The organism is Kribbella sp. NBC_00382 (assembly GCF_036067295.1).
Lineage (GTDB): Bacteria > Actinomycetota > Actinomycetes > Propionibacteriales > Kribbellaceae > Kribbella.
Map to the genome: position 1 here is coordinate 3108865 of NZ_CP107954.1, position 17085 is coordinate 3125949.

Below are 17085 nucleotides of genomic sequence, written 5' to 3' on the forward strand. Positions count from 1 at the left end.
AGTGTGAGGTGGGTCAGGCAGCAGCTGCGGCCGGCGTGGTGAGCTGGAAGAACAGTTCCTCCAGGCCGGCGCCGTCGCTCTCGCGCAGTTCGAGCAGGACCTGGCCGGCGGCAGCCGCGGCGCGGCCGACCTGCTCGGCGGTGGCGTCGACGCGCAGCGCGCCGTCGTACAGGGGCTCGAGGCTGAGCCCGGCGGCGGTGAGTGCCTCGTTGAGCCCGATCGGGTCGAGGCCGCGGACGAGCGTGCCGCTCCCGGCCAGCAGCTCCTCCAGCGAGCCGTTGGCGACGATCTTGCCGCCGCCTATGACGACCAGCCGATCGACGGTCGCCTGTACCTCACCCAGCAGGTGGCTGGACAGGATCACCGTGCCGCCGCGGGAGGCGAAGTCCTGCAGCAGTCCACGCATCCAGCGGATGCCCTCAGGGTCCATACCGTTGGCCGGCTCGTCCAGGATCAGCGCGGCAGGGTCGCCGAGCAGCGCGGCCGCGATGCCGAGCCGCTGCCGCATCCCCAGCGAGTACTGTCCGACGCGGCGCTTCGCGGCCCCGGTGAGCCCGACAGCCTCCAGCATCTCGTCCGCCCGGCTGTTCGGTACGCCGAGCAGCGACGCGTTGAGCAGCAGCGTCTCGCGACCGGTACGGCCCGGGTGCTGGGCCGCCGCGTCGAGCATGACGCCGACGACGCGCCCGGGGTTCGGCAGGTCCGAGTACTTCTTGCCGGCGATCGTCGCGCGGCCCGAGCTGGGCGGGGTGAGCCCCGTCAGCATACGCAGGGTGGTCGACTTGCCGGCGCCGTTCGGGCCGAGGAAGCCGGTGATGCTGCCCGGCTCGACCGTGAAGGAGACGTCGCTGACCGCCGCGTGATGGCCGTAGCGCTTGCTGAGGTTCTCGACTGTGATCATGCCCCTTACTCTTCCGGCCGCGACCCCCTCGCCACATCGACCGACCGTCTCCAGTCACCCCCTACTTAAGTCGCCGGGATTGCACCTGACCCCCACCGAACGGGGGAGGACAGGTATCAACGGAAGAGGGACGTAAGTCGTGATGTGCCGCGACTACGCTGACTCAATGCAACGGTTGCGGCGCTGGTACGCCTGGTTCGTCCGGCGCGCCCCGCGCATCCGGGACGTCATGTACGTCTGCTTCAGCCTGCTGACGATCGTCGCGCAGGCGTCCTCCGGCAAGCCGGGCTGGCATACCGGCGACTGGGTGGTGCTCGGTGTCGGCATCATCGCGTCGCTCGCGCTGTGGTGGCGCCGGAAGTACCCGGTCATCGTCACCATCATCGCGGTGGTCGCGCTCGGCTCGGTCGGGATCTTCATGCCGATCGGGCTGGCCCTGCTGACGTTGGCCATCCGCCGGCGAGACCTCGCCCTGGCCGTCCTCACCTTCGCGGCGTACGTCGCCTACGTGCTCCAGAACCGCCCGTCCAGCGGTGACCCCTGGGTGCCCATCTTCACTGGCCCCTTCCTGATCGGTGCGTGGGTGGCGGTCGGCGCTTACATCGGTGCCCGGCGGGACCTGATGGCGTCATTGCGAGACCGCGCCGAGCGTGCGGAGGCGGAGCGGGAGCTGAGGGCCACGCAGGCCCGATTGGGCGAGCGAGCCCGGATCGCGCAGGAGATGCACGATGTACTGGCCCACAAGGTCTCCCTGATCGCACTGCACGCCGGTGGGCTCGAGGTGAACCCGGCCGTCGGCCCGGACAAGGTGGAGAGCTCGGCCGGCCTCATCCGCGAGACGGCCCGGCAGGCGATGGAGGACCTACGCGAGGTCCTCGGCGTACTGCGGACCGACCTGAGTCAGAACGGCGCAGACCTTGCACCGGTACCACGTGCCGCCGATCTGGAACGGCTGGTGGAGGCGTCGCGCGCGGCCGGCGTCCAGGTGACGAGCTCGTTCACCCTGCCGGACGAGGTACCGGCCCTGGTCGGGCGGACCGTCTACCGGGTCGTCCAGGAGGCACTGACCAATGTGCACAAGCATGCGCGCGGGGTCCATACCGAGGTATTGGTGGAAGGCGCGCCCGGGACCGGGGTCAATGTGCGGGTGACCAACGTCCGGCCAGTGGCGGCTGATTCACTGTTGCCCGGCTCCGGTGCGGGGCTGGTCGGGCTGCGCGAGCGCGTGACGCTTTCCGGTGGGCGTCTCGACGCCGGACCGACTCAGGACGGCGGGTGGCGGGTTGAAGCCTGGCTGCCCTGGTCCGATGGCAAGAAGGAGAACGATGACGCGGCTGTTGATCGTGGACGACGAGGCATTGGTCCGGGCCGGACTGAAGATGATCCTGGAGTCCGCTGACGATCTAGAGGTGGTCGCGGAGGCCGACGACGGTGCCGATGCGGCCAGGATGGTTCGCGAGCACAAGCCGGACGTCGTGCTGATGGACATCCGGATGCCGCGGCTGGACGGGCTGGCCGCGACCCGGGAGGTCCAAGCGCTGCCGGATCCGCCGAAGGTCGTCGTACTGACCACGTTCGACCTGGACGACTACGTGTTCCGGGCGTTGCAGGCCGGAGCCAGTGGGTTCCTGCTCAAGGACACTCCGCCGCGCGAGCTGGTCCAGGCGGTCCGAGTGGTGGCGGCCGGCGACGCGATGCTCTCGCCGGCGGTGACGAAGCGGCTGATCGGGCACTTCGCGGCGGACCCGCGGACGGACCGGCAACGGACCGCGCGGGAACGGCTGACGGCGCTCACCGATCGGGAGCGCGAAGTACTGGCGGCGGTCGCGCGCGGATTGTCGAACGCGGACATCGGCCGGGAGTTGTTCATGAGCGAGGCGACGGTGAAGGCGCACGTCTCGCGGGTGCTGGTGAAGCTCGATGCCACCAACCGGGTCCAGGTAGCGATCCTCGCCCACGACGCAGGATTGCTGGATACCTAGACCTGGCTGGACATGGACAACCGGCCGGGCGTCGTCGGAGGGGGGTGGGGGTGACGACGCCACGACCGGTTGTCAGGTCAGCGGCCTTCCGAGGGGGGAGCCGGGGCCGCTGACGGGCTGGACCCTCAGGCGCGGCCGAAGGCCACGCTGCTGGTCCAGATCTTCGCCTTGGAGACCGGACGGCCCGGCTTCGGCGAGTGCCACAGCATGTTCGAACCGGCGTAGATGCCGACGTGGTAAACGCCGCCACCACCACTGGTGAAGAACACCAGGTCACCCGGCTTCGCGGCCGAGCGGCTGATGTGCTTGGTCGCGCTGTACTGCTGACGCGACGTACGGGGCAGCTTCTTGCCGGCCTTCTTGTAGACGTAGCCGGTGTAGCCGGAGCAGTCGAAGCCCTTGGTCGACGTGCCGCCGTAGCGGTACGGGGTGCCCTTGAGCTTCGCGGCCTCGCGCAGAACCTTCGCACGGAAGGTCGTGGTGGTCGCGGCCTTGGTACCGACCTTGCCGTAGAGCACGCCGTGGTTGGCGGCCCAGGTCAGCCGGCCCCAGGTCGGCTTGTTCATATAGCCGGTGGCGCTGAGACCCCAGGAGCGCTGGAACTTCTTCAGCGCGCCGACGGTGCCGTTGCCGAACCAGCCGTCCTGACGCAGACGCAGCGTCTTCTGGACGTACTTGACGGTTTTGCCCGAGTCGCGGAAGCGAATCAGGGGGCGACTGGCGATGCTCGCGTTACCGCGGATCTGGCCGGCGGTGAGCTTCGCGGTGGTTGCTGCCGAGGCGGTCTGCGGAGGGGCGACCACGCTGATCGCGGCTCCACCTCCGACGGCGAGGCCGACCGAGAGGACGGCGACTGCGGCCCGAGGGGCGGCCGCGGACTTGCTGGACTTTCGGTGCTTTGCCAACCCGCGGCCGGTGGGCCGGGTACTGGCATCGCTGGTCTGACTGACGGCACCCTGAAGTGCTGTCCGTCGGGCAGTGACGGGCATGGTTGTCTCCCGACGCCTGTGAAGTTAGCTGTCGGGTTCGGGCTGAGAGTCAATAGCCCGGTCCGCTCCCGCGGACTTCACCCCAGGGTCCCGACCACTCACGGTCGAGACCCAACTTCCTGGGTCCCCCACTCCTGCCATGGTTGTTCGAGGGGAGCGGGTGTGCCTGGCAGGACTCGGCGTTGACACACTCGCAGTTCGGCGCATTTGTCGAACCGCCGACGACTGTATAACAGAACGATCACGACGCAAACCCTCAGATCCACAGAGACCCTCCGGAAAGGCCCTGAGTGGCTCTCTGACGGCTCAGGGACCCAGGATGAACACCAGGTGTCCTGAGCGCGTCTGAGCGTGTCTCAGGCGGCCGCACAGCAAATTAGTGTGACCCCGGTCACATCAAGAAGTCGCTTTCTGTGACAACGGGCACAGTGCGTGCTCAGGCTCCCCTTGGCTCAGCGCTTTCCGAGCACCTCGAGCCACCGCTCCAGGCCCACATTCCCGCCTGAAACCACCACTCCGACGCGGTCAGGCAGGTTCTGGATCCGTCCGGCCAGCAACGCGGCCAGGGCGCAGGCGCCACTCGGCTCGGCGACGACCTTCAGCCGCTCGAAGAGGAAGGTCATCGAGGCCCGGATCTCGTCGTCGCTGACCAGCTCCACGCTGTCCACCAGCCGCTGCACGATCGGGAAGGTCAGTTCGCCCGGCGTGGAGATGGCCTGTCCGTCGGCGATCGTCCGCGGTACTTCGATCTCGACCCGCTCACCGGCTGCCAGCGACCGGGCGGTGTCGTCACCCGCCGCCGGCTCCACACCTATTACCCGGATGCCGGGCGACAACTCGGTCGCGGCCGTCGAGCACCCCGCGATCAGGCCGCCGCCTCCGATCGGTACCAGCAGGGCTCCGAGCGGGCCGACCTCCTCGATCAGCTCCAGGGCGACCGTGCCCTGCCCGGCCATGACGTCGTAGTTGTCGTACGGCGGAATCAGGGTCAGCCCGCGTTCGTCGGACAGCTGCCTGGCCAGGGCTGCCCGGTCCTGCCCGTACCGGTCGTACGTCACCACCTCGGCGCCGTACCCGCGAGTGGCGGCCATCTTGGTCGGCGGCGCGTCCTTCGGCATCAGGTTCACCACGGTCGTACCGGCCAGCTTGCCGGCCAGTGCGACGGCTTGCGCGTGGTTGCCCGATGAGTACGCCACGACGCCCCTGGCCAGCTGCTCGGGCGAGAGCCGGCTGATCGCGTTGAAGGCGCCGCGGAACTTGAATGCCCCGATCCGCTGGAAGTTCTCCGCCTTGAGGAACACCTCGGCGCCGACCCGCTCGTTCAGGGTGCGCGAGGTCAGTACCGGTGTCCGGTGCGCGAATCCCTTGATCCGTCCGGCCGCCGCCTGCACGTCCGCGAAAGTCAGCTCAGTCATGACCAGAAGCTATGTCAAAGTGACGGAGCCCGCTCCGTACTGATCACGAGAGGTTCCCAGCGGGGAGCCGATGGCGAAGGAGAGATCGTGAAATATCTCGTTGTGCTGAACATCAACCCGGACGTGCTGAACGCGCTGAGCGAGGACGAGCAGCAGGCGATCTTCAGTGGGCACGAGAAGTTCCTGCAGATCGTCCAGGAGTCCGGGGAGTTCCACAGCACGGTCGCGCTGGCCGAGCCGGCCAAGACCTCGGTGGTCAAGGTCCGCGACGGCGTGCCGGCGGTGACGGACGGGCCGTTCCTGGAGGCGAAGGAGTTTCTCGCCGGGTACTACCTGTTGGACTGCGCTACTCCGGAGCGGGCTCAAGAACTCGCCGCGATGATTCCGGATGCCTCGATCGAAGGGCTCGGCGTCGAGGTTCGCGCCGTCGTTCACGAGCTGGGTCTCTGACTGACCCGAACGACACAACGGCAGGAGCTCCGCTTCGGGGAGTTCCTGCCGTTGTGTGCTGGCTTGCTCAGGAGGTCTGGTCGTCGACCTTCGCCTCGCCGGCGTTCTTCTTGATCGACTCGATGCCGTTCAGCGCGGCCGCCTTGGTCTTGTAGCTCTCGCTGCTGGTCGCGATCACCTCGCCGTTGCCGGCCTTCAAGCGGAACCGGTACTCGCCCGACTTGTCTTCGTACAGCTCGAACTTGCCCGCCATGACAAAACCCTCCGTGTGATGGTCTGACTCCGCTTCGGAGCGTAGACCTCGCAGCTGACTTGTGGCGGGATGCTGCCGGGTGTGTGTCGGGGTCAGGCCTGAAGGCGGGCGCGAACGCCGCGGATCCCCGCGACGACGAGGTCGACGCCGAGGCTGTAGTACTGGTCGTGCGAAGCCGGGCAGATCAGGGTGTCCGCCGCCGCGGTGATCAGCGGGTAGCGGTGGGGTGAGAGGGCGGCGAGCGAGGCACGCTTGGCCCGCAGGCCGTCTTCGCGGGCGACCGGATCGATGTCCTCGGTGGCGCCGGGCTCCGCGGTCACCAGGGTGATCAGCGAGCAGACCGACTGCCGTCCGACCTCCGCCGCGTAGTCGGTGGAGAAGCCGCCCGCGACCAGTAGCTCCATCGTCCGCTCGGCGAGCGCGAGCCCGTCCGGCGAGACCAGGATGCGGTACAGCGTCAGACCAGCGGCCTTCGGATGCGGCCGGAGCGCCTTCACGAAGGCAGTCAGTACTGCCTGCAGCTGGACTTCCCACGCTTCGTCGGTCGGTGACGGTAGGGCGATGTCGGCCAGGATCCGATCGCCAACCGCCGCGAGCAGGGCTTCTTTGTCGTTGAAGTGCCGGTAGAGCGCCATCGGCGTCACGTCGTGCAGCTGGGCGAGCCGGCGGATGGTGAGCGCCTCCAGCCCTTCGGTGTCGGCGATCTCCAGCGCGCTGGTCGCGAGCGTGTGCGGGTCGAGCCGCTTGGCGGTCTGGCTGCTGGTCGGGGGCACGTTGACAAGTTTACAACGTAGACCTACGGTTTACGAAGTACGCATACAACGTATACATACAATGTAGACAAACCGGCTGGATCCTTCTCCTGTGAGGTAAGCACAATGCGACGCAGTCCGTGGTCGACCCTTGCCGTGCTGGCATTGGCGCAGTTCATCGTGGTGCTCGACGTGACGATCGTGAACGTCGCACTGCCCAACATCCAGGCGGACCTGAACTTCTCCGCCGACTCGTTGCAATGGGTGATCAACGCCTACACGCTGCTGTTCGGCGGCTTCCTGCTGCTCGGCGGGCGGATGGCCGACATCCTCGGCCCGCGGCGCGTCTTCATCGGCGGTCTGGTGCTGTTCGGCGCCGCCTCGCTCGTGGCGGGGCTGTCCAACTCGCCCGAGTTCCTGATCGGGGCCCGGGCGGTCCAGGGCCTGGGTGGTGCGCTGCTGTCACCCGCGGCGCTCGCGATCCTGACCGTCACCTACGCGCACGGCCGGGAACGCAACATCGCGATGGGCGTCTGGGGCGGCCTGGCCGGCCTCGGCGGCACGCTCGGGGTGGTGGCCGGCGGTCTGCTGGTCGACTCGCTGAGCTGGCAGTGGGTCTTCTTCGTGAACGTTCCGATCGTGGTCGGGCTCATCGCGCTGATCCCGGTCTTCATCCGCGACACCCGGCACAACGAGAACGGCGATCGCGCTTTCGACACGGCCGGCGCAGTACTGGGCACCGCGGGTCTGCTGGCGGTCGTCTACGCCGTCGTACGGTCGGAGCCGAAGGGCTGGGGTTCGGGCGAGGTGCTCTTCTTCCTCATCGCCGGTGTCGTGCTGCTCGGTGCCTTCGTGATGGTGGAGCGCCGGTCGAAGGCGCCGCTGGTGCCGCTGCGGCTGTTCCGCTCGCGGGCACTGAGCGTCTCGAGTGGTGCGCTGGCCCTGAACGGCGCGGGCTTCCTGTCGATGTTCTTCCTGACTGCCATCTACCTGCAGCAGGTTCGCGGCGACTCCGCGCTCGAGGCGGGTCTGCACTTCCTGCCGATGGGCGGCGCGGCGATCGTGGCTGCAGTACTCGCTTCGCAACTCGTTCAGACGCTCGGTACGCGCACCGTGCAACTGGGTGGGGCGGTACTCAGCGTGGCCGGGCTGCTGTTGCTCTCGCAGGCCGGCGCGACCGATAGCTACGTCGGTCACCTGCTGCCGGGCTTCATCATCTTCGGCTTCGGCATCCTCGGGGTCGGCGTACCGGGTCAGATCACCGCGGTCTCCGAGGTCGAGCACCATGAGGCCGGCGCCGCGTCGGGCGTGGTGAGCGCGATGTACCAGGTCGGTGGCGCGCTGGGGCTGGCGATCGTGACGACGCTGTCCATCACCCGTACTACGGACGCGCTGGCTCAGGGAGTCCCGCAGCAGCAGGCCTTGGTCGACGGCTTCCAGCGTGGGCTGTTGGTGGCCGCCGGGTTCGCCGTGGCCAATGTGTTGCTGACGCTGGCCTCGCCGCAGCTCCAGCCGACTGCGGAGCAACTGACCGAGGCGGCAGCCGCTGCCTGAGTTTCGTTGCCTTTGGCCCCCATCATGCCGATGGGGGCCGAAGGCATTCAGTGCGGTTGGGGAAAGGTATCGCCGTCTAGTGGATCGCCGGGGGTCAGGCCGAGAGGGTCGGTGACCGGGTGGGGGCGGCCGTCGTACCGGGTGGCTGCGTCCATGTAGATGGTGACGTGCGCCAGGCGGGCCAGGTCGGTGCGGTTCGGGAGAGCCATGTGGCCGGTGTAGCTGTTGTGGAACGTGCAGTCGCCGGCTCGCAACGGGACCGTCACCCGAGGGATCCAGCGCAGCGATGGGTCCAGCTGGAAGAGGTCGTCCTCGTCGTGCAGGTTCTGGGGTTGCAGGCTCGTTTGGTGATGGCTGCCGGGCAGGAAGGTCATACAGCCGCGCTCGGGCGGTACGTCCACCAGAGCGATCCACGCCGACAACGAGTGCCGGTCGTTCTGGTGAGGCCAGTAGGGCCGGTCCTGGTGGAACTCGGTCGCCGCATTGTTGTGCGGCTCCTTCACCAGCAGCTGGTCGTGCCACACCCGTACCGGTACGCCTGCCAGTCGCTCCGCCACCCGGGCAACCCCGGGATGCAGCGTCAGCTTCCGCCCGATCTCGTCGTGCTGCCACACGTTCACCAGCTGGGCGAAAACCCCGCCCTTCTCGAGACTCTCGCCTCGATGCTTGTCCAGGTACGCCGTCGCCGCCTCGCGGAAGCGCTCGACCTCCTCTGGACCCAGGACTCCCGGAACTCGGACGAATCCGTTCTGACGGTACTCCGCAACAACCTCATCACCGATCTCAGTCATGACTCCAGCCTGACCAACAGATGCTTTGAGGCCTAGGCGAATCCCGGTCAACGCTCGTACGATCCCGACATGCCCGAGACTCTCCACGAGCACGCGCTGTTCGCCGGCAGCTCGGTCCTGGGCGCAGTACACACGTTGAGCGACACTGTGGCCGCCCACACTCACGACTTTGTCGAGCTAGCCGTCGTCGGCCCAGGGGAGGGCCAGCACCTCACCAGTAGTGGCGAGCGGCCACTCCAGCACGGCGATGTCATCGTGCTCCGCCCCGGTGCTTGGCACGCCTTCACTAGTTGCTCCGACCTCACAGTGGCCAACTGCTGCGTGTCCACTCGCGCACTGCACGCCGAATTGGCCGGCCTGCGCGAGTTCCCGGAGTACCGGCGTTTGCTCTGGACGGATCCATCAGTACCTGGGTCTTACGGCGTACACGTCGGTACTGTCGACCCCGCGGCGGCTACGGACGCAATTGCCGCAATCGCTGCTCTGGAAGGCCATCTGACGACTAGTGCTGCTGCACCTGGTCGCCTGCTGGGTCACCTCGCCACTGTCCTGGGCATCCTCGCCGATGCGCGTACACCGACGCCTGCGTTCAAACGGCACCCGGCAGTGGCGGCCTGTCTAGCTCTCATCGAAGCCGAGCCGGCGCATGCGTGGCGCTTGGACGATCTAGCCGTCGCCGTCGCGCTCGACCCGGCGTACCTCGGCCGCCTCTTCCGCAAGTCGACTGGGCTCACACCACTCGACTATGTGTCCCGCCTACGGGCAGAGCGCGCAGCAGCTCTCCTCGCCAACTCGGACCTCCCCATCGCCCGGGTCGGCGCGGAGGTCGGCTGGCCTGATCCCACGTACTTCGCTCGCCGCTTCCGCGCGTTGTCGGGGCTGACGCCCACGGAATACCGGCAGCGGTCGACTAGCTGATGGGGTAGGCAACGTAAGCGAAGTACCGGCTGTCCGGGGACCAGCTAGGGACGTTCATCGTGCCCTGGCCGCCGAAAACCGTTGCCACCTCGCGGATTCGGCCGTCGGCCTCGAGTAGGCGCACCCGCACGTCGTCGACATCGGCGGGATGTCCTTCGGTTCCGGGCGGAAAGCTCACGTACGCGATCAGCGAACCGTCCGGCGACGGATGCGGAAACCAGTTCACCCGCTCGTCGAAGGTCAACTGCTCGACGGCCTCGCCCTTGATCCGGAACAACTGCGCCTGCCCGGCCCGCTCGGAGTTGAAGTAGATCCACTCCCCATCAGGCCCGTACTCCGAACCGTCGTCCGCGAACTCGTCATCGGTGACCTGGACATCGACCCCACCGGCCACCGGAACCGTGTACACGTTGGTGATCCGCTTGCCGTCCCGGTTCTCCAACCCGATATAGGCCAGCCGCTCCCCATCCGGCGAAATCCCATGCAGGTAATGGTGAACGCCATGGTCGTTGCTCACCCGCCGACCTGCTCCACCGGTCAGCGGTACGGCGTACAAATGCCCGTCCTCCGCCGATACATAGACCGTGGTTCCATCCGGGCTGACGACATGATCGTTGTTGATCTCCGGTACGCCGCCGAGCTCGATCGCCTCCAGCTCGCCACCATCGACTCTTAGCGCGAACAACCCGCCGTCGCCGTTCACGACCAGTTGGTTGCCAACCCAGTTGGGCGCCTCGAACAACAACCCCGAGGAGCTGTACGCCAACCTCGACTCATTTGTCTGGACATCCACGACATAAAGCTCGGCGGTCTGGCCGTCGCGCAGTTTTCTGGGCACGTTGCCACCCTAAGCGGTGTTCAGCAAACGTTAGATTTCGGTCACGGCCGTTTGACACTCCGCGATCGCGGACACACTCACTGCGGTGCTGTCACAGTTTTGTCATGCGCTGTCGACAGTGCGGAGACGCACGGAGGGGGTCGGCCTTGGAGTTCCAGGTGCTCGCCGCGGACGACTGGGAACTCCTGCGGGACGTCCGCCTCCAGGCACTGAAGGACTCACCGTCCGCCTACATGTCCAGTTACGAGACCGAAGCCTCCTGGACCGAGGCCTCCTGGCGCCGCTCCTTCGCGAACGCCCTCTGGGTCGTCCCCCGCAGCGGCCGCCGCATCGTCGGCCTGGCCCGCTCCCTCCGCGTAGACGGCCGCCCACCCGACGAACGCCACCTGGAAGCAGTCTGGGTAGAACCCCGCCACCGCCGCACCGGCGTCATGCGAGCCATCCTCCGCTACCTCACCGAACTGGAACCAGACGTCCACGACTGGCTGCTCTGGGTCCTCGACCACAACGCCGAAGCCCTGGAAGCCTACGAACGCCTAGGCTTCGAACCCACCGGCGAACGTCAGCAGCTCACGGACTCTTCCGGCCGCTCGGAGATCCGGTTCAGGCGCAGTGCGCTGTCCATCCCGTAGCCGTCCCTGCGCCCATAACCACAGGAGATCCACTTCGTCAGCTCGAGCTCGTCGAGCGCGTCGCGCTCGGTCAGAGCGGTCCCGTCGGCGGCCAGTGCCGACTTCCAGCGGAGCTCGTCCTCGCGCCAGCTGGCGATGAACTCGACGCAGGTGTCGGGGGAGATCCGGCGCAGCTGCGCCTCGGCGGCGCCGAGCGACTTCAGCGCCTCGGCGATCCGCCAGGTGTCGACGCCAGGGCCCTTGTTCATCAGCGAGTTCAGCCGCTCCGTGGTCTCCTGGATGACGAACTCGCGGCCCTCCTTGACGTGTTCCCAGAACCGCGGACTCGCCGCAACGCGCAGTTGGTCCTTGAAGGTCCAGCCGTGCCGGCTCTCGAACGCCGTGTACATGCCCTCGGCGAGCAGATCGCCGAACTCCTCACGCCGGGCGCGCGCCGGGTCGGCGAACGGTGCGTACTCCTCCTGGCCGACCTCGCCGACCTTGGGCAGTGAGCGTTGGGCCGCGGGCCTGGAGAAGAAGAACCAGTCCTCGTTGTAGACGTCGGGGAAGAAGGACATCTCCGGGTGCTGGGTGTTGACTCCGAGCACCGCGCCGCTGACGAAGACGTCCTGCCGGAACCCGGCCAGCCGGCGGGCGTGACAGACGACCGAGTTGTCCGGGAAGTCGCGGCTGACCATCGCCGCGACCGGATGCCGGTCGAGCTGGGAGGCCAACCGGTCCACCTGCTGCGCCTTGAGCGGGAAGATGTCGTCGTCGACGAAGAGGATCTTCTTCCAGCCGCGCATCCGGGCCAGCCGCAGCCCGATGTTGCGCTTGACGCTCAGATCGCTCGACCGGCCGGCGCTGGCGCGGTGGAAGGCCGGTGCCGAGGTCAACGGACGCCAGGACTGCGGGTACCCGGCCGGTACGTCGATGATCAGGCCGCGGGCGCCGAAGGTGTTCCGCACCCGCTTGGCGACGCCGTCGATCTGCGCCTGATGGCTGCAGAGGACGACCAGCGGCACCGACAGTGCCGCCGCGAGCGTGATCAGATGCTGTGGCAGTGAGGCGCGCGCGGCCGGGACGACGATCGCGTCGAGACCGCTGCGGGTCAACGGCACAGAGGCCCTCGACACGTCGCTCAGGAGCGACGCGTGCGACTGCTGGTGTTTGAACCGGCTCATTCCCTCTTCACCTTGTGGTCTGGCTCCCACTGGTAGAGCCGGTTCTCGGGGATTTCCAGGTCGGGCGAGATCGCCTCGCCGTTGACCACCGGCACCCGCAGCAACATCGCGAACAGGCCGTCCGGGAAATGCTGGGACAGGTAGGCCTCGTTGCGCTCGCGGACGGCGGTGTCGGTGAGGGCCCGGACCGCTCCCAGAACGCCACGGCTGTGGATGCCGTTGCAGATGGTGATGGTCCGATTGCTGTTGAAGGGATTACGCAGCCGGGTCAGCAGGGCGACGTCCTCGATCAGTTCGGGCCCGTCGTCGCCGTCCTCGAAGACCGGCCGGAACTCCTTGCCGCCGGCACCGCTGGCCTTGAAGATCTCGCCGGTCTTCAGGTCGGAGACCTCGAACTGGGAGATCGGCATCTCCCGCAACGTCTTCAGCAGCCGCCGCGTCACGTGGTTCCAGCCGATGCCGCCGAGCAGCACGAGGTGGCCGGACATGTCGTCGGCCTTGACCTCCGACGGCAGCCGGTGCGAGATCTGCAGCTCCGGGTTCGACGCGCGCAGGTGCCCCCACAACTCCATCAGGGCGTCGAGGTCGGCGTAGCGGTACATCCGGGTGTAGTTGGGGTCCTTCTCATCGGCCAGGTCCGGGCGCTCCTCGGCCGGCGCCTCCGGGCAGATGATGGTGATCGGCCCGTTGTCGAAGTCCCAGGTGTAGGAGCCGCTAGACGTGCCGGCGGTGGTGCCCTGGAGCCGGGCGGCGGCGTCCCGCAGCCCGACCAGCTCCTCGTGGAGTTCGTCGAAGCGTTCCCGCTCGCGGGTCGTCAGCTCGCGCTCGGACGCCATCTTGGGGGTGCCGTCGGCGTTCGTCCGATCCGTGCTGAAGAACAACGCGTAGGAGCGCAGCCGCTCGGCCGGCGGCAACTTCGGGTTGGTCATCGACTCCCACGAGCTGATCGTGGCGACCGCGACCCGGTTCTCGTGGCTGAGCGCCTTCGCCAGCTGGGACTGGGTCAGCCCGGCGTCATGGGAGTCGCGCAGGCCCCGCAGGCGCCTGGCGAGTCGTACGGCCTCCGAAGAAGGGGCCACTCTCACTCCTGTATGTCCACGCCCGCGGACGTCGTACGGGCCACTTGAAACGGGATGCTACACCCATCTACACCGGAAAATACTCGTAGCACTTCCTACTACCTGAAGTCGTGTGTTGCCTTGGCCAACCGGTTTCACCGCGGTCAGCCGGGAAAGCGACCGTTTGAAGCGCTGCCCCCACTGCGGGTAATGCAACGTAAACATTATGTAAGCAACCCGCCTGATATGGACAGCGCCCCGGTGTAGTTCTACCGTAAGTACTGAGGTTCAGCGTGTCACCACCGAAGCTACTCGGCGCAGTAGGTAGAGCCGGGTAGCCAGGGTCACCGATCGTCTGAGGCGAGATGGTCGGCAGCCCATCCGGCGGGTCGTTTGACGAGAGCAGGTGCGCCATGAGTTCCGAAACCGGCGTGACCGATCCGATTCTCGCGCTCGAGATCGGCGAGTGGCGCACCGCCCAGCGCCTGCTGAGGGACGACCGCCGGTACGACGCGATGCTCGGCGCCGAGCTGCGAACGATCGCCCGGGCGATGGCCTACCGGGCGGCCGGTGAGCACGGCGCGGCCTGGTCCGCGCTGGTCGTCTCGGCCACGAACCTCCGTCGCCGGTTCCCGAAACTCCCTGTCCTCCGGCCGAACGGCATCGATGCCATCCAGCTCGCGCTGCCACCCGAACCCGACCCGGGTAGCGCCGGCCGGCCGACGTACGACACCATCCGGCTGATCTGCCGCGAGCAAGGGGAGCTGAGGCATCTCCGGCGGCAGGCCAGCGAGGGTGCCAACGGCCTGACCGAGGACCGGCGCATTCTGGTTCTCGCGTTCATCGAAGCTGTCTGCTGGGTGGAGCTCGACCTCGACACCTGGGCGCCGAAGAGCCCACCGGACGACGAGATCGCCGAACTGGAGACGCGGATCGCCGAACTCGCGGACCGCCGCCGCGACGCCTTCCTGCGCAGCGCGACCAACCTTCGCCGGCTCGCCCGTCCGAAGGCCGGCGACATGACCAAGTCGGTCTGGGACCGTGCCGACCAGTACTGCGGTCTGCGGTGGCTCGCGCTCAGCGAACTGGCCGGCCGTCCGCAGCCGCCGTGGTCCGAGCCGGCCCTGTCCGGCCGGCTGCCGGTCAGGACCTGGGCGCAGAACGCGTGGCAGATGGCACGAAGGCCGCAGTCCGGCGGCCTTTACGGAACAACTGGTTGAGTCTTAACCTTTGGAAACAGCCACGTTTCTTTCGCGGGTGGCAGACTTCGGGACCTTCATCCGGCCGGCGACGGTGGTACCGCCTCGGTTGGCGCGTGAAAGTGAGGTCGACCTATGTTCGCCTTCGTGACCGCGCCGGAGCGCACGGTGCAGGATGCCTCGCCCGAGATCCACGTCAGTGCGCCGGATCCCGGCGATCTGTGCTGGCCGACTGATCTCGGGACCGGCCTCACCGTCCAGGTCGATCTGGCCCGCCCGCAGCGGTGGCACTCGGTCTCCATCGCCGAGTGGGAGCAGGCGGACCCCGCCTTGCTGGCCGCGCTGATCGGGCGAGATGCCAGCTGGCGCCTTGCCCGGCTGCGTGCCGAGTTGCTCTCGTCGGATCGACTCTCGAGCGAGGACGAGGTGACCGTCGCCCTCGCGCCGACCAGCCCCTGGCTCCGCGTCGCCGTGATCGACGCTCTGGACCGATGGCTGCATCTCGACCTCGACCAGACGCTGGTGAACGCGGAGCGCGCGGTCGCCCGGGCTCGTGCGGCGAAGACCTTCCGGCCGGGACCGTTGCGGGATCGCTTCCTCGGCGAGGCTTTGACGGCCGCACGGTTCGCCGCGAACGGCCTGACCGGCAAGCTGTCCTCGCTCGCCGACTCGGCGTCGCCGTTGCCAGTGGAGCTGTACTCCGGGCTGCGGCGACTCGCTGACGGTTACGCGGGGCTCCGTCGTGAGGGCGTCGACGGGCCCGAGAAGGAGCTCGCCCGGGTGGCCAGGGCATGGGCCGCACTCAAGGCCAAGGTGCCCGTTGCCAACCGATGTGCGAGCGACCACGTCTGCAGCGCAGCGCAGTACGGGCTGCGAGATGAAGCGGCGACCAGCGGAGCGGTCTTCACCAGCACTGTGGATCCGCGCCAGTTGCCTGCTCGGGTCGTCGGCGACGGCGCATCGGTGACCGAGATCCGGATGGAGACGGTCTATGAGGACCGGGAGCCGGCGGTTCTCGTCACGGTTCCCGCGTTCTGTTCGCCGTTGCCACCGGCTGTGGTGACGGATCGGCTCTTGGTCCGGCTCGTGGATCGCAGCTCGGGCAAGGTCCATCAGCCCGCCCTGCTGAACCTGGTCACGGGCGACGAAGCCGATCAGCTCGGTGCCGACGCTCCGGTGTTCGCTCGGGTCGTGCCGTTGCGTGGCGCGGCTCCGGAGAACGTCCGCGCTGACGTCTTCGTGGCGGACAGCGATCAGGCGCCGGTCGCCGCCGATACCGATGACGACTTGCTGCGTTCACTGCGGTCGGTGGCCGTACTGTCCGAGTGGCGATCGATGGCGGCGGAGGCACGACTCACCGGGGATCAGCTGGCCCGGAAGCGCCGGTTGACGCAGCTGGTCGACGACCTGGCGCCGGCGAGCTGCGGCCAGTCGTTGTTCCTCGGCGGGCCGACGTTGGCGGAGCTCGTCGCGCTGACCGAGGTACCGGCTGCAGCGCCCGAATGGTCAACCACACAAGGCCCCGCGGACCTCCTCGTCGCCGAACTCGCCGCAGCTCACGCGAATCGCTGACCGGGCGATGCCGTCGGGGCATCGTTGTGCAGTGAATCAGTAGAGATTGGCGCGTAATAGGGGTCAGGGGCGGCGTCTCTACCAAGGAAGGCGACTGTTCCCTCGACCGAGGAGCGCGCCATGGCCCAGCTTGATCTCCTGCCCCCGCGACCGATCGTCTCCGTCGACCAGCTCACGCACGAGGCGCTGTCGGACTTCGTCTACGCCAAGCCTCCACGCGAGGGCGACCGCGGCCGGATGCTGCTGGCCCGCCGCACGACGCTGGCACTGTGGTTGCTGCTGGCAGCCGGCCTCTTCGCTTGTGTCGAGCTTCTCGCCATCATTCGCAGTACGACGGGATGCAACGGCCTAGCTTGCTCGGTCGCCACGTTCGGCGCGCACCCGATGGTCACCCTGGTGCTAGCCGCGCTCGGCACCAGCACTCTGGTGGCGGCGGCCGCCTTCACCCGCGGATTCACTCGTACGAGCGGAAACGCCTTCTGGCTAACGGTTCCCGTGGGACTGACGCTGGCGTCTGTTGCCGGCCTGCTCGCTGTCTTGGTCGCGACTGCGCTGGTCCTGGTCATCGCGATCCTCGCAGTCACCGTCTGCTGCGCCTTCTTCGCCGACCACAGCTGA

Annotated in this window: 18 protein-coding genes and 1 riboswitch; of the genes, 9 read left to right on the forward strand and 9 right to left on the reverse strand. The window is 67.7% G+C overall.

The features are described from left to right. Window positions 1-13: 13 nt before the first annotated feature. Window positions 14-901, reverse strand: a complete 888-nt coding sequence (locus tag OHA70_RS15215) for an ABC transporter ATP-binding protein (RefSeq protein ID WP_328332923.1) — start codon at window positions 899-901, stop codon at window positions 14-16. Window positions 902-1067: 166 nt separating this feature from the next. Here OHA70_RS15215 and OHA70_RS15220 point away from each other — a divergent pair, with 166 nt between their 5' ends. Both OHA70_RS15220 and OHA70_RS15225 read left to right on the forward strand, forming a co-directional pair. After that, a complete protein-coding gene (locus tag OHA70_RS15220) occupies window positions 1068-2300 on the forward strand; it encodes a sensor histidine kinase (RefSeq protein ID WP_328332925.1) in 1233 nt (410 codons plus the stop codon). Then, window positions 2227-2883 (forward strand): response regulator transcription factor, encoded by a 657-nt coding sequence (locus OHA70_RS15225; protein WP_328332927.1) that lies wholly within the window; start codon window positions 2227-2229, stop codon window positions 2881-2883. The genes OHA70_RS15220 and OHA70_RS15225 overlap by 74 nt, the downstream gene beginning before the upstream one ends. Window positions 2884-3008: 125 nt before the next feature. On the opposite strand, the gene OHA70_RS15230 is transcribed toward OHA70_RS15225, so the two are convergent. Both OHA70_RS15230 and OHA70_RS15235 read right to left on the reverse strand, forming a co-directional pair. Then, complete coding sequence (locus OHA70_RS15230; protein WP_328332929.1) at window positions 3009-3872, reverse strand: C40 family peptidase; 864 nt, start codon at window positions 3870-3872, stop codon at window positions 3009-3011. After that, a riboswitch (cyclic di-AMP (ydaO/yuaA leader) is annotated at window positions 3872-4064 on the reverse strand. It overlaps the preceding gene by 1 nt. 260 nt (window positions 4065-4324) lie before the next feature. After that, window positions 4325-5287, reverse strand: a complete 963-nt coding sequence (locus OHA70_RS15235; protein WP_328332931.1) for a threo-3-hydroxy-L-aspartate ammonia-lyase — start codon at window positions 5285-5287, stop codon at window positions 4325-4327. Window positions 5288-5374: 87 nt separating this feature from the next. On the opposite strand from OHA70_RS15235, the gene OHA70_RS15240 reads away from it, so the two are divergent. Then, window positions 5375-5737 carry a YciI family protein gene (locus tag OHA70_RS15240; RefSeq protein WP_328332933.1) on the forward strand — a complete coding sequence of 121 codons (363 nt, stop codon included), beginning with the start codon at window positions 5375-5377 and terminating at the stop codon, window positions 5735-5737. A 67-nt stretch (window positions 5738-5804) separates the two neighbouring features. On the opposite strand, the gene OHA70_RS15245 is transcribed toward OHA70_RS15240, so the two are convergent. Both OHA70_RS15245 and OHA70_RS15250 read right to left on the reverse strand, forming a co-directional pair. Then, the gene (locus OHA70_RS15245; protein ID WP_328332935.1) at window positions 5805-5990 is read right to left on the reverse strand and encodes a YegP family protein; all 186 of its coding nucleotides are present in this window, start codon (window positions 5988-5990) and stop codon (window positions 5805-5807) included. A gap of 92 nt (window positions 5991-6082) precedes the next feature. After that, window positions 6083-6763, reverse strand: coding sequence for a TetR/AcrR family transcriptional regulator (locus tag OHA70_RS15250; protein ID WP_328332937.1), 681 nt, complete (start codon window positions 6761-6763; stop codon window positions 6083-6085). A gap of 105 nt (window positions 6764-6868) precedes the next feature. Here OHA70_RS15250 and OHA70_RS15255 point away from each other — a divergent pair, with 105 nt between their 5' ends. After that, window positions 6869-8296 (forward strand): MFS transporter, encoded by a 1428-nt coding sequence (locus OHA70_RS15255; protein ID WP_328332939.1) that lies wholly within the window; start codon window positions 6869-6871, stop codon window positions 8294-8296. A gap of 47 nt (window positions 8297-8343) precedes the next feature. Here OHA70_RS15255 and OHA70_RS15260 read toward each other — a convergent pair whose 3' ends face one another. Further along, window positions 8344-9087, reverse strand: a complete 744-nt coding sequence (locus OHA70_RS15260) for a phytanoyl-CoA dioxygenase family protein (protein ID WP_328332941.1) — start codon at window positions 9085-9087, stop codon at window positions 8344-8346. A gap of 69 nt (window positions 9088-9156) precedes the next feature. On the opposite strand from OHA70_RS15260, the gene OHA70_RS15265 reads away from it, so the two are divergent. Further along, complete coding sequence (locus OHA70_RS15265) at window positions 9157-10005, forward strand: AraC family transcriptional regulator (RefSeq protein ID WP_328332943.1); 849 nt, start codon at window positions 9157-9159, stop codon at window positions 10003-10005. Here the strand turns inward: OHA70_RS15265 and OHA70_RS15270 are convergent. Further along, complete coding sequence (locus tag OHA70_RS15270; protein WP_328332945.1) at window positions 9998-10843, reverse strand: TolB family protein; 846 nt, start codon at window positions 10841-10843, stop codon at window positions 9998-10000. The two genes, OHA70_RS15265 and OHA70_RS15270, sit on opposite strands and share 8 nt — an antisense overlap. A gap of 146 nt (window positions 10844-10989) precedes the next feature. Here OHA70_RS15270 and OHA70_RS15275 point away from each other — a divergent pair, with 146 nt between their 5' ends. Continuing rightward, window positions 10990-11475, forward strand: coding sequence for a GNAT family N-acetyltransferase (locus OHA70_RS15275; protein ID WP_328332947.1), 486 nt, complete (start codon window positions 10990-10992; stop codon window positions 11473-11475). Here the strand turns inward: OHA70_RS15275 and OHA70_RS15280 are convergent. Together OHA70_RS15280 and OHA70_RS15285 are read right to left on the reverse strand one after the other, a co-directional pair. Next, window positions 11406-12638 carry a hypothetical protein gene (locus OHA70_RS15280; RefSeq protein WP_328332949.1) on the reverse strand — a complete coding sequence of 411 codons (1233 nt, stop codon included), beginning with the start codon at window positions 12636-12638 and terminating at the stop codon, window positions 11406-11408. The two genes, OHA70_RS15275 and OHA70_RS15280, sit on opposite strands and share 70 nt — an antisense overlap. After that, window positions 12635-13717, reverse strand: coding sequence for a hypothetical protein (locus OHA70_RS15285; RefSeq protein WP_328332951.1), 1083 nt, complete (start codon window positions 13715-13717; stop codon window positions 12635-12637). Before OHA70_RS15285 ends, OHA70_RS15280 begins: the two co-directional genes overlap by 4 nt. Before the next feature lie 392 nt (window positions 13718-14109). On the opposite strand from OHA70_RS15285, the gene OHA70_RS15290 reads away from it, so the two are divergent. From OHA70_RS15290 to OHA70_RS15300, 3 genes are all read left to right on the forward strand, one after another. Beyond that, window positions 14110-14916, forward strand: coding sequence for a hypothetical protein (locus tag OHA70_RS15290; RefSeq protein ID WP_328332952.1), 807 nt, complete (start codon window positions 14110-14112; stop codon window positions 14914-14916). A gap of 114 nt (window positions 14917-15030) precedes the next feature. Beyond that, window positions 15031-16467, forward strand: a complete 1437-nt coding sequence (locus OHA70_RS15295) for a hypothetical protein (RefSeq protein WP_328332954.1) — start codon at window positions 15031-15033, stop codon at window positions 16465-16467. Between the two features lie 120 nt (window positions 16468-16587). Next, complete coding sequence (locus tag OHA70_RS15300; RefSeq protein WP_328332956.1) at window positions 16588-17085, forward strand: hypothetical protein; 498 nt, start codon at window positions 16588-16590, stop codon at window positions 17083-17085.

Excerpts from the sequence above, each read along its gene's own strand:
- OHA70_RS15215 (WP_328332923.1), bottom strand. The coding sequence starts at position 901 with ATGATCACAGTCGAGAACCTCAGCAAGCGCTACGGCCATCACGCGGCG.
- OHA70_RS15220 (WP_328332925.1), top strand. The coding sequence starts at position 1,068 with ATGCAACGGTTGCGGCGCTGGTACGCCTGGTTCGTCCGGCGCGCCCCG.
- OHA70_RS15225 (WP_328332927.1), top strand. The coding sequence starts at position 2,227 with ATGACGCGGCTGTTGATCGTGGACGACGAGGCATTGGTCCGGGCCGGA.
- OHA70_RS15230 (WP_328332929.1), bottom strand. The coding sequence starts at position 3,872 with ATGCCCGTCACTGCCCGACGGACAGCACTTCAGGGTGCCGTCAGTCAG.
- OHA70_RS15235 (WP_328332931.1), bottom strand. The coding sequence starts at position 5,287 with ATGACTGAGCTGACTTTCGCGGACGTGCAGGCGGCGGCCGGACGGATC.
- OHA70_RS15245 (WP_328332935.1), bottom strand. The coding sequence starts at position 5,990 with ATGGCGGGCAAGTTCGAGCTGTACGAAGACAAGTCGGGCGAGTACCGG.
- OHA70_RS15255 (WP_328332939.1), top strand. The coding sequence starts at position 6,869 with ATGCGACGCAGTCCGTGGTCGACCCTTGCCGTGCTGGCATTGGCGCAG.
- OHA70_RS15260 (WP_328332941.1), bottom strand. The coding sequence starts at position 9,087 with ATGACTGAGATCGGTGATGAGGTTGTTGCGGAGTACCGTCAGAACGGA.
- OHA70_RS15265 (WP_328332943.1), top strand. The coding sequence starts at position 9,157 with ATGCCCGAGACTCTCCACGAGCACGCGCTGTTCGCCGGCAGCTCGGTC.
- OHA70_RS15280 (WP_328332949.1), bottom strand. The coding sequence starts at position 12,638 with ATGAGCCGGTTCAAACACCAGCAGTCGCACGCGTCGCTCCTGAGCGAC.
- OHA70_RS15290 (WP_328332952.1), top strand. The coding sequence starts at position 14,110 with ATGAGTTCCGAAACCGGCGTGACCGATCCGATTCTCGCGCTCGAGATC.
- OHA70_RS15295 (WP_328332954.1), top strand. The coding sequence starts at position 15,031 with ATGTTCGCCTTCGTGACCGCGCCGGAGCGCACGGTGCAGGATGCCTCG.
- OHA70_RS15300 (WP_328332956.1), top strand. The coding sequence starts at position 16,588 with ATGGCCCAGCTTGATCTCCTGCCCCCGCGACCGATCGTCTCCGTCGAC.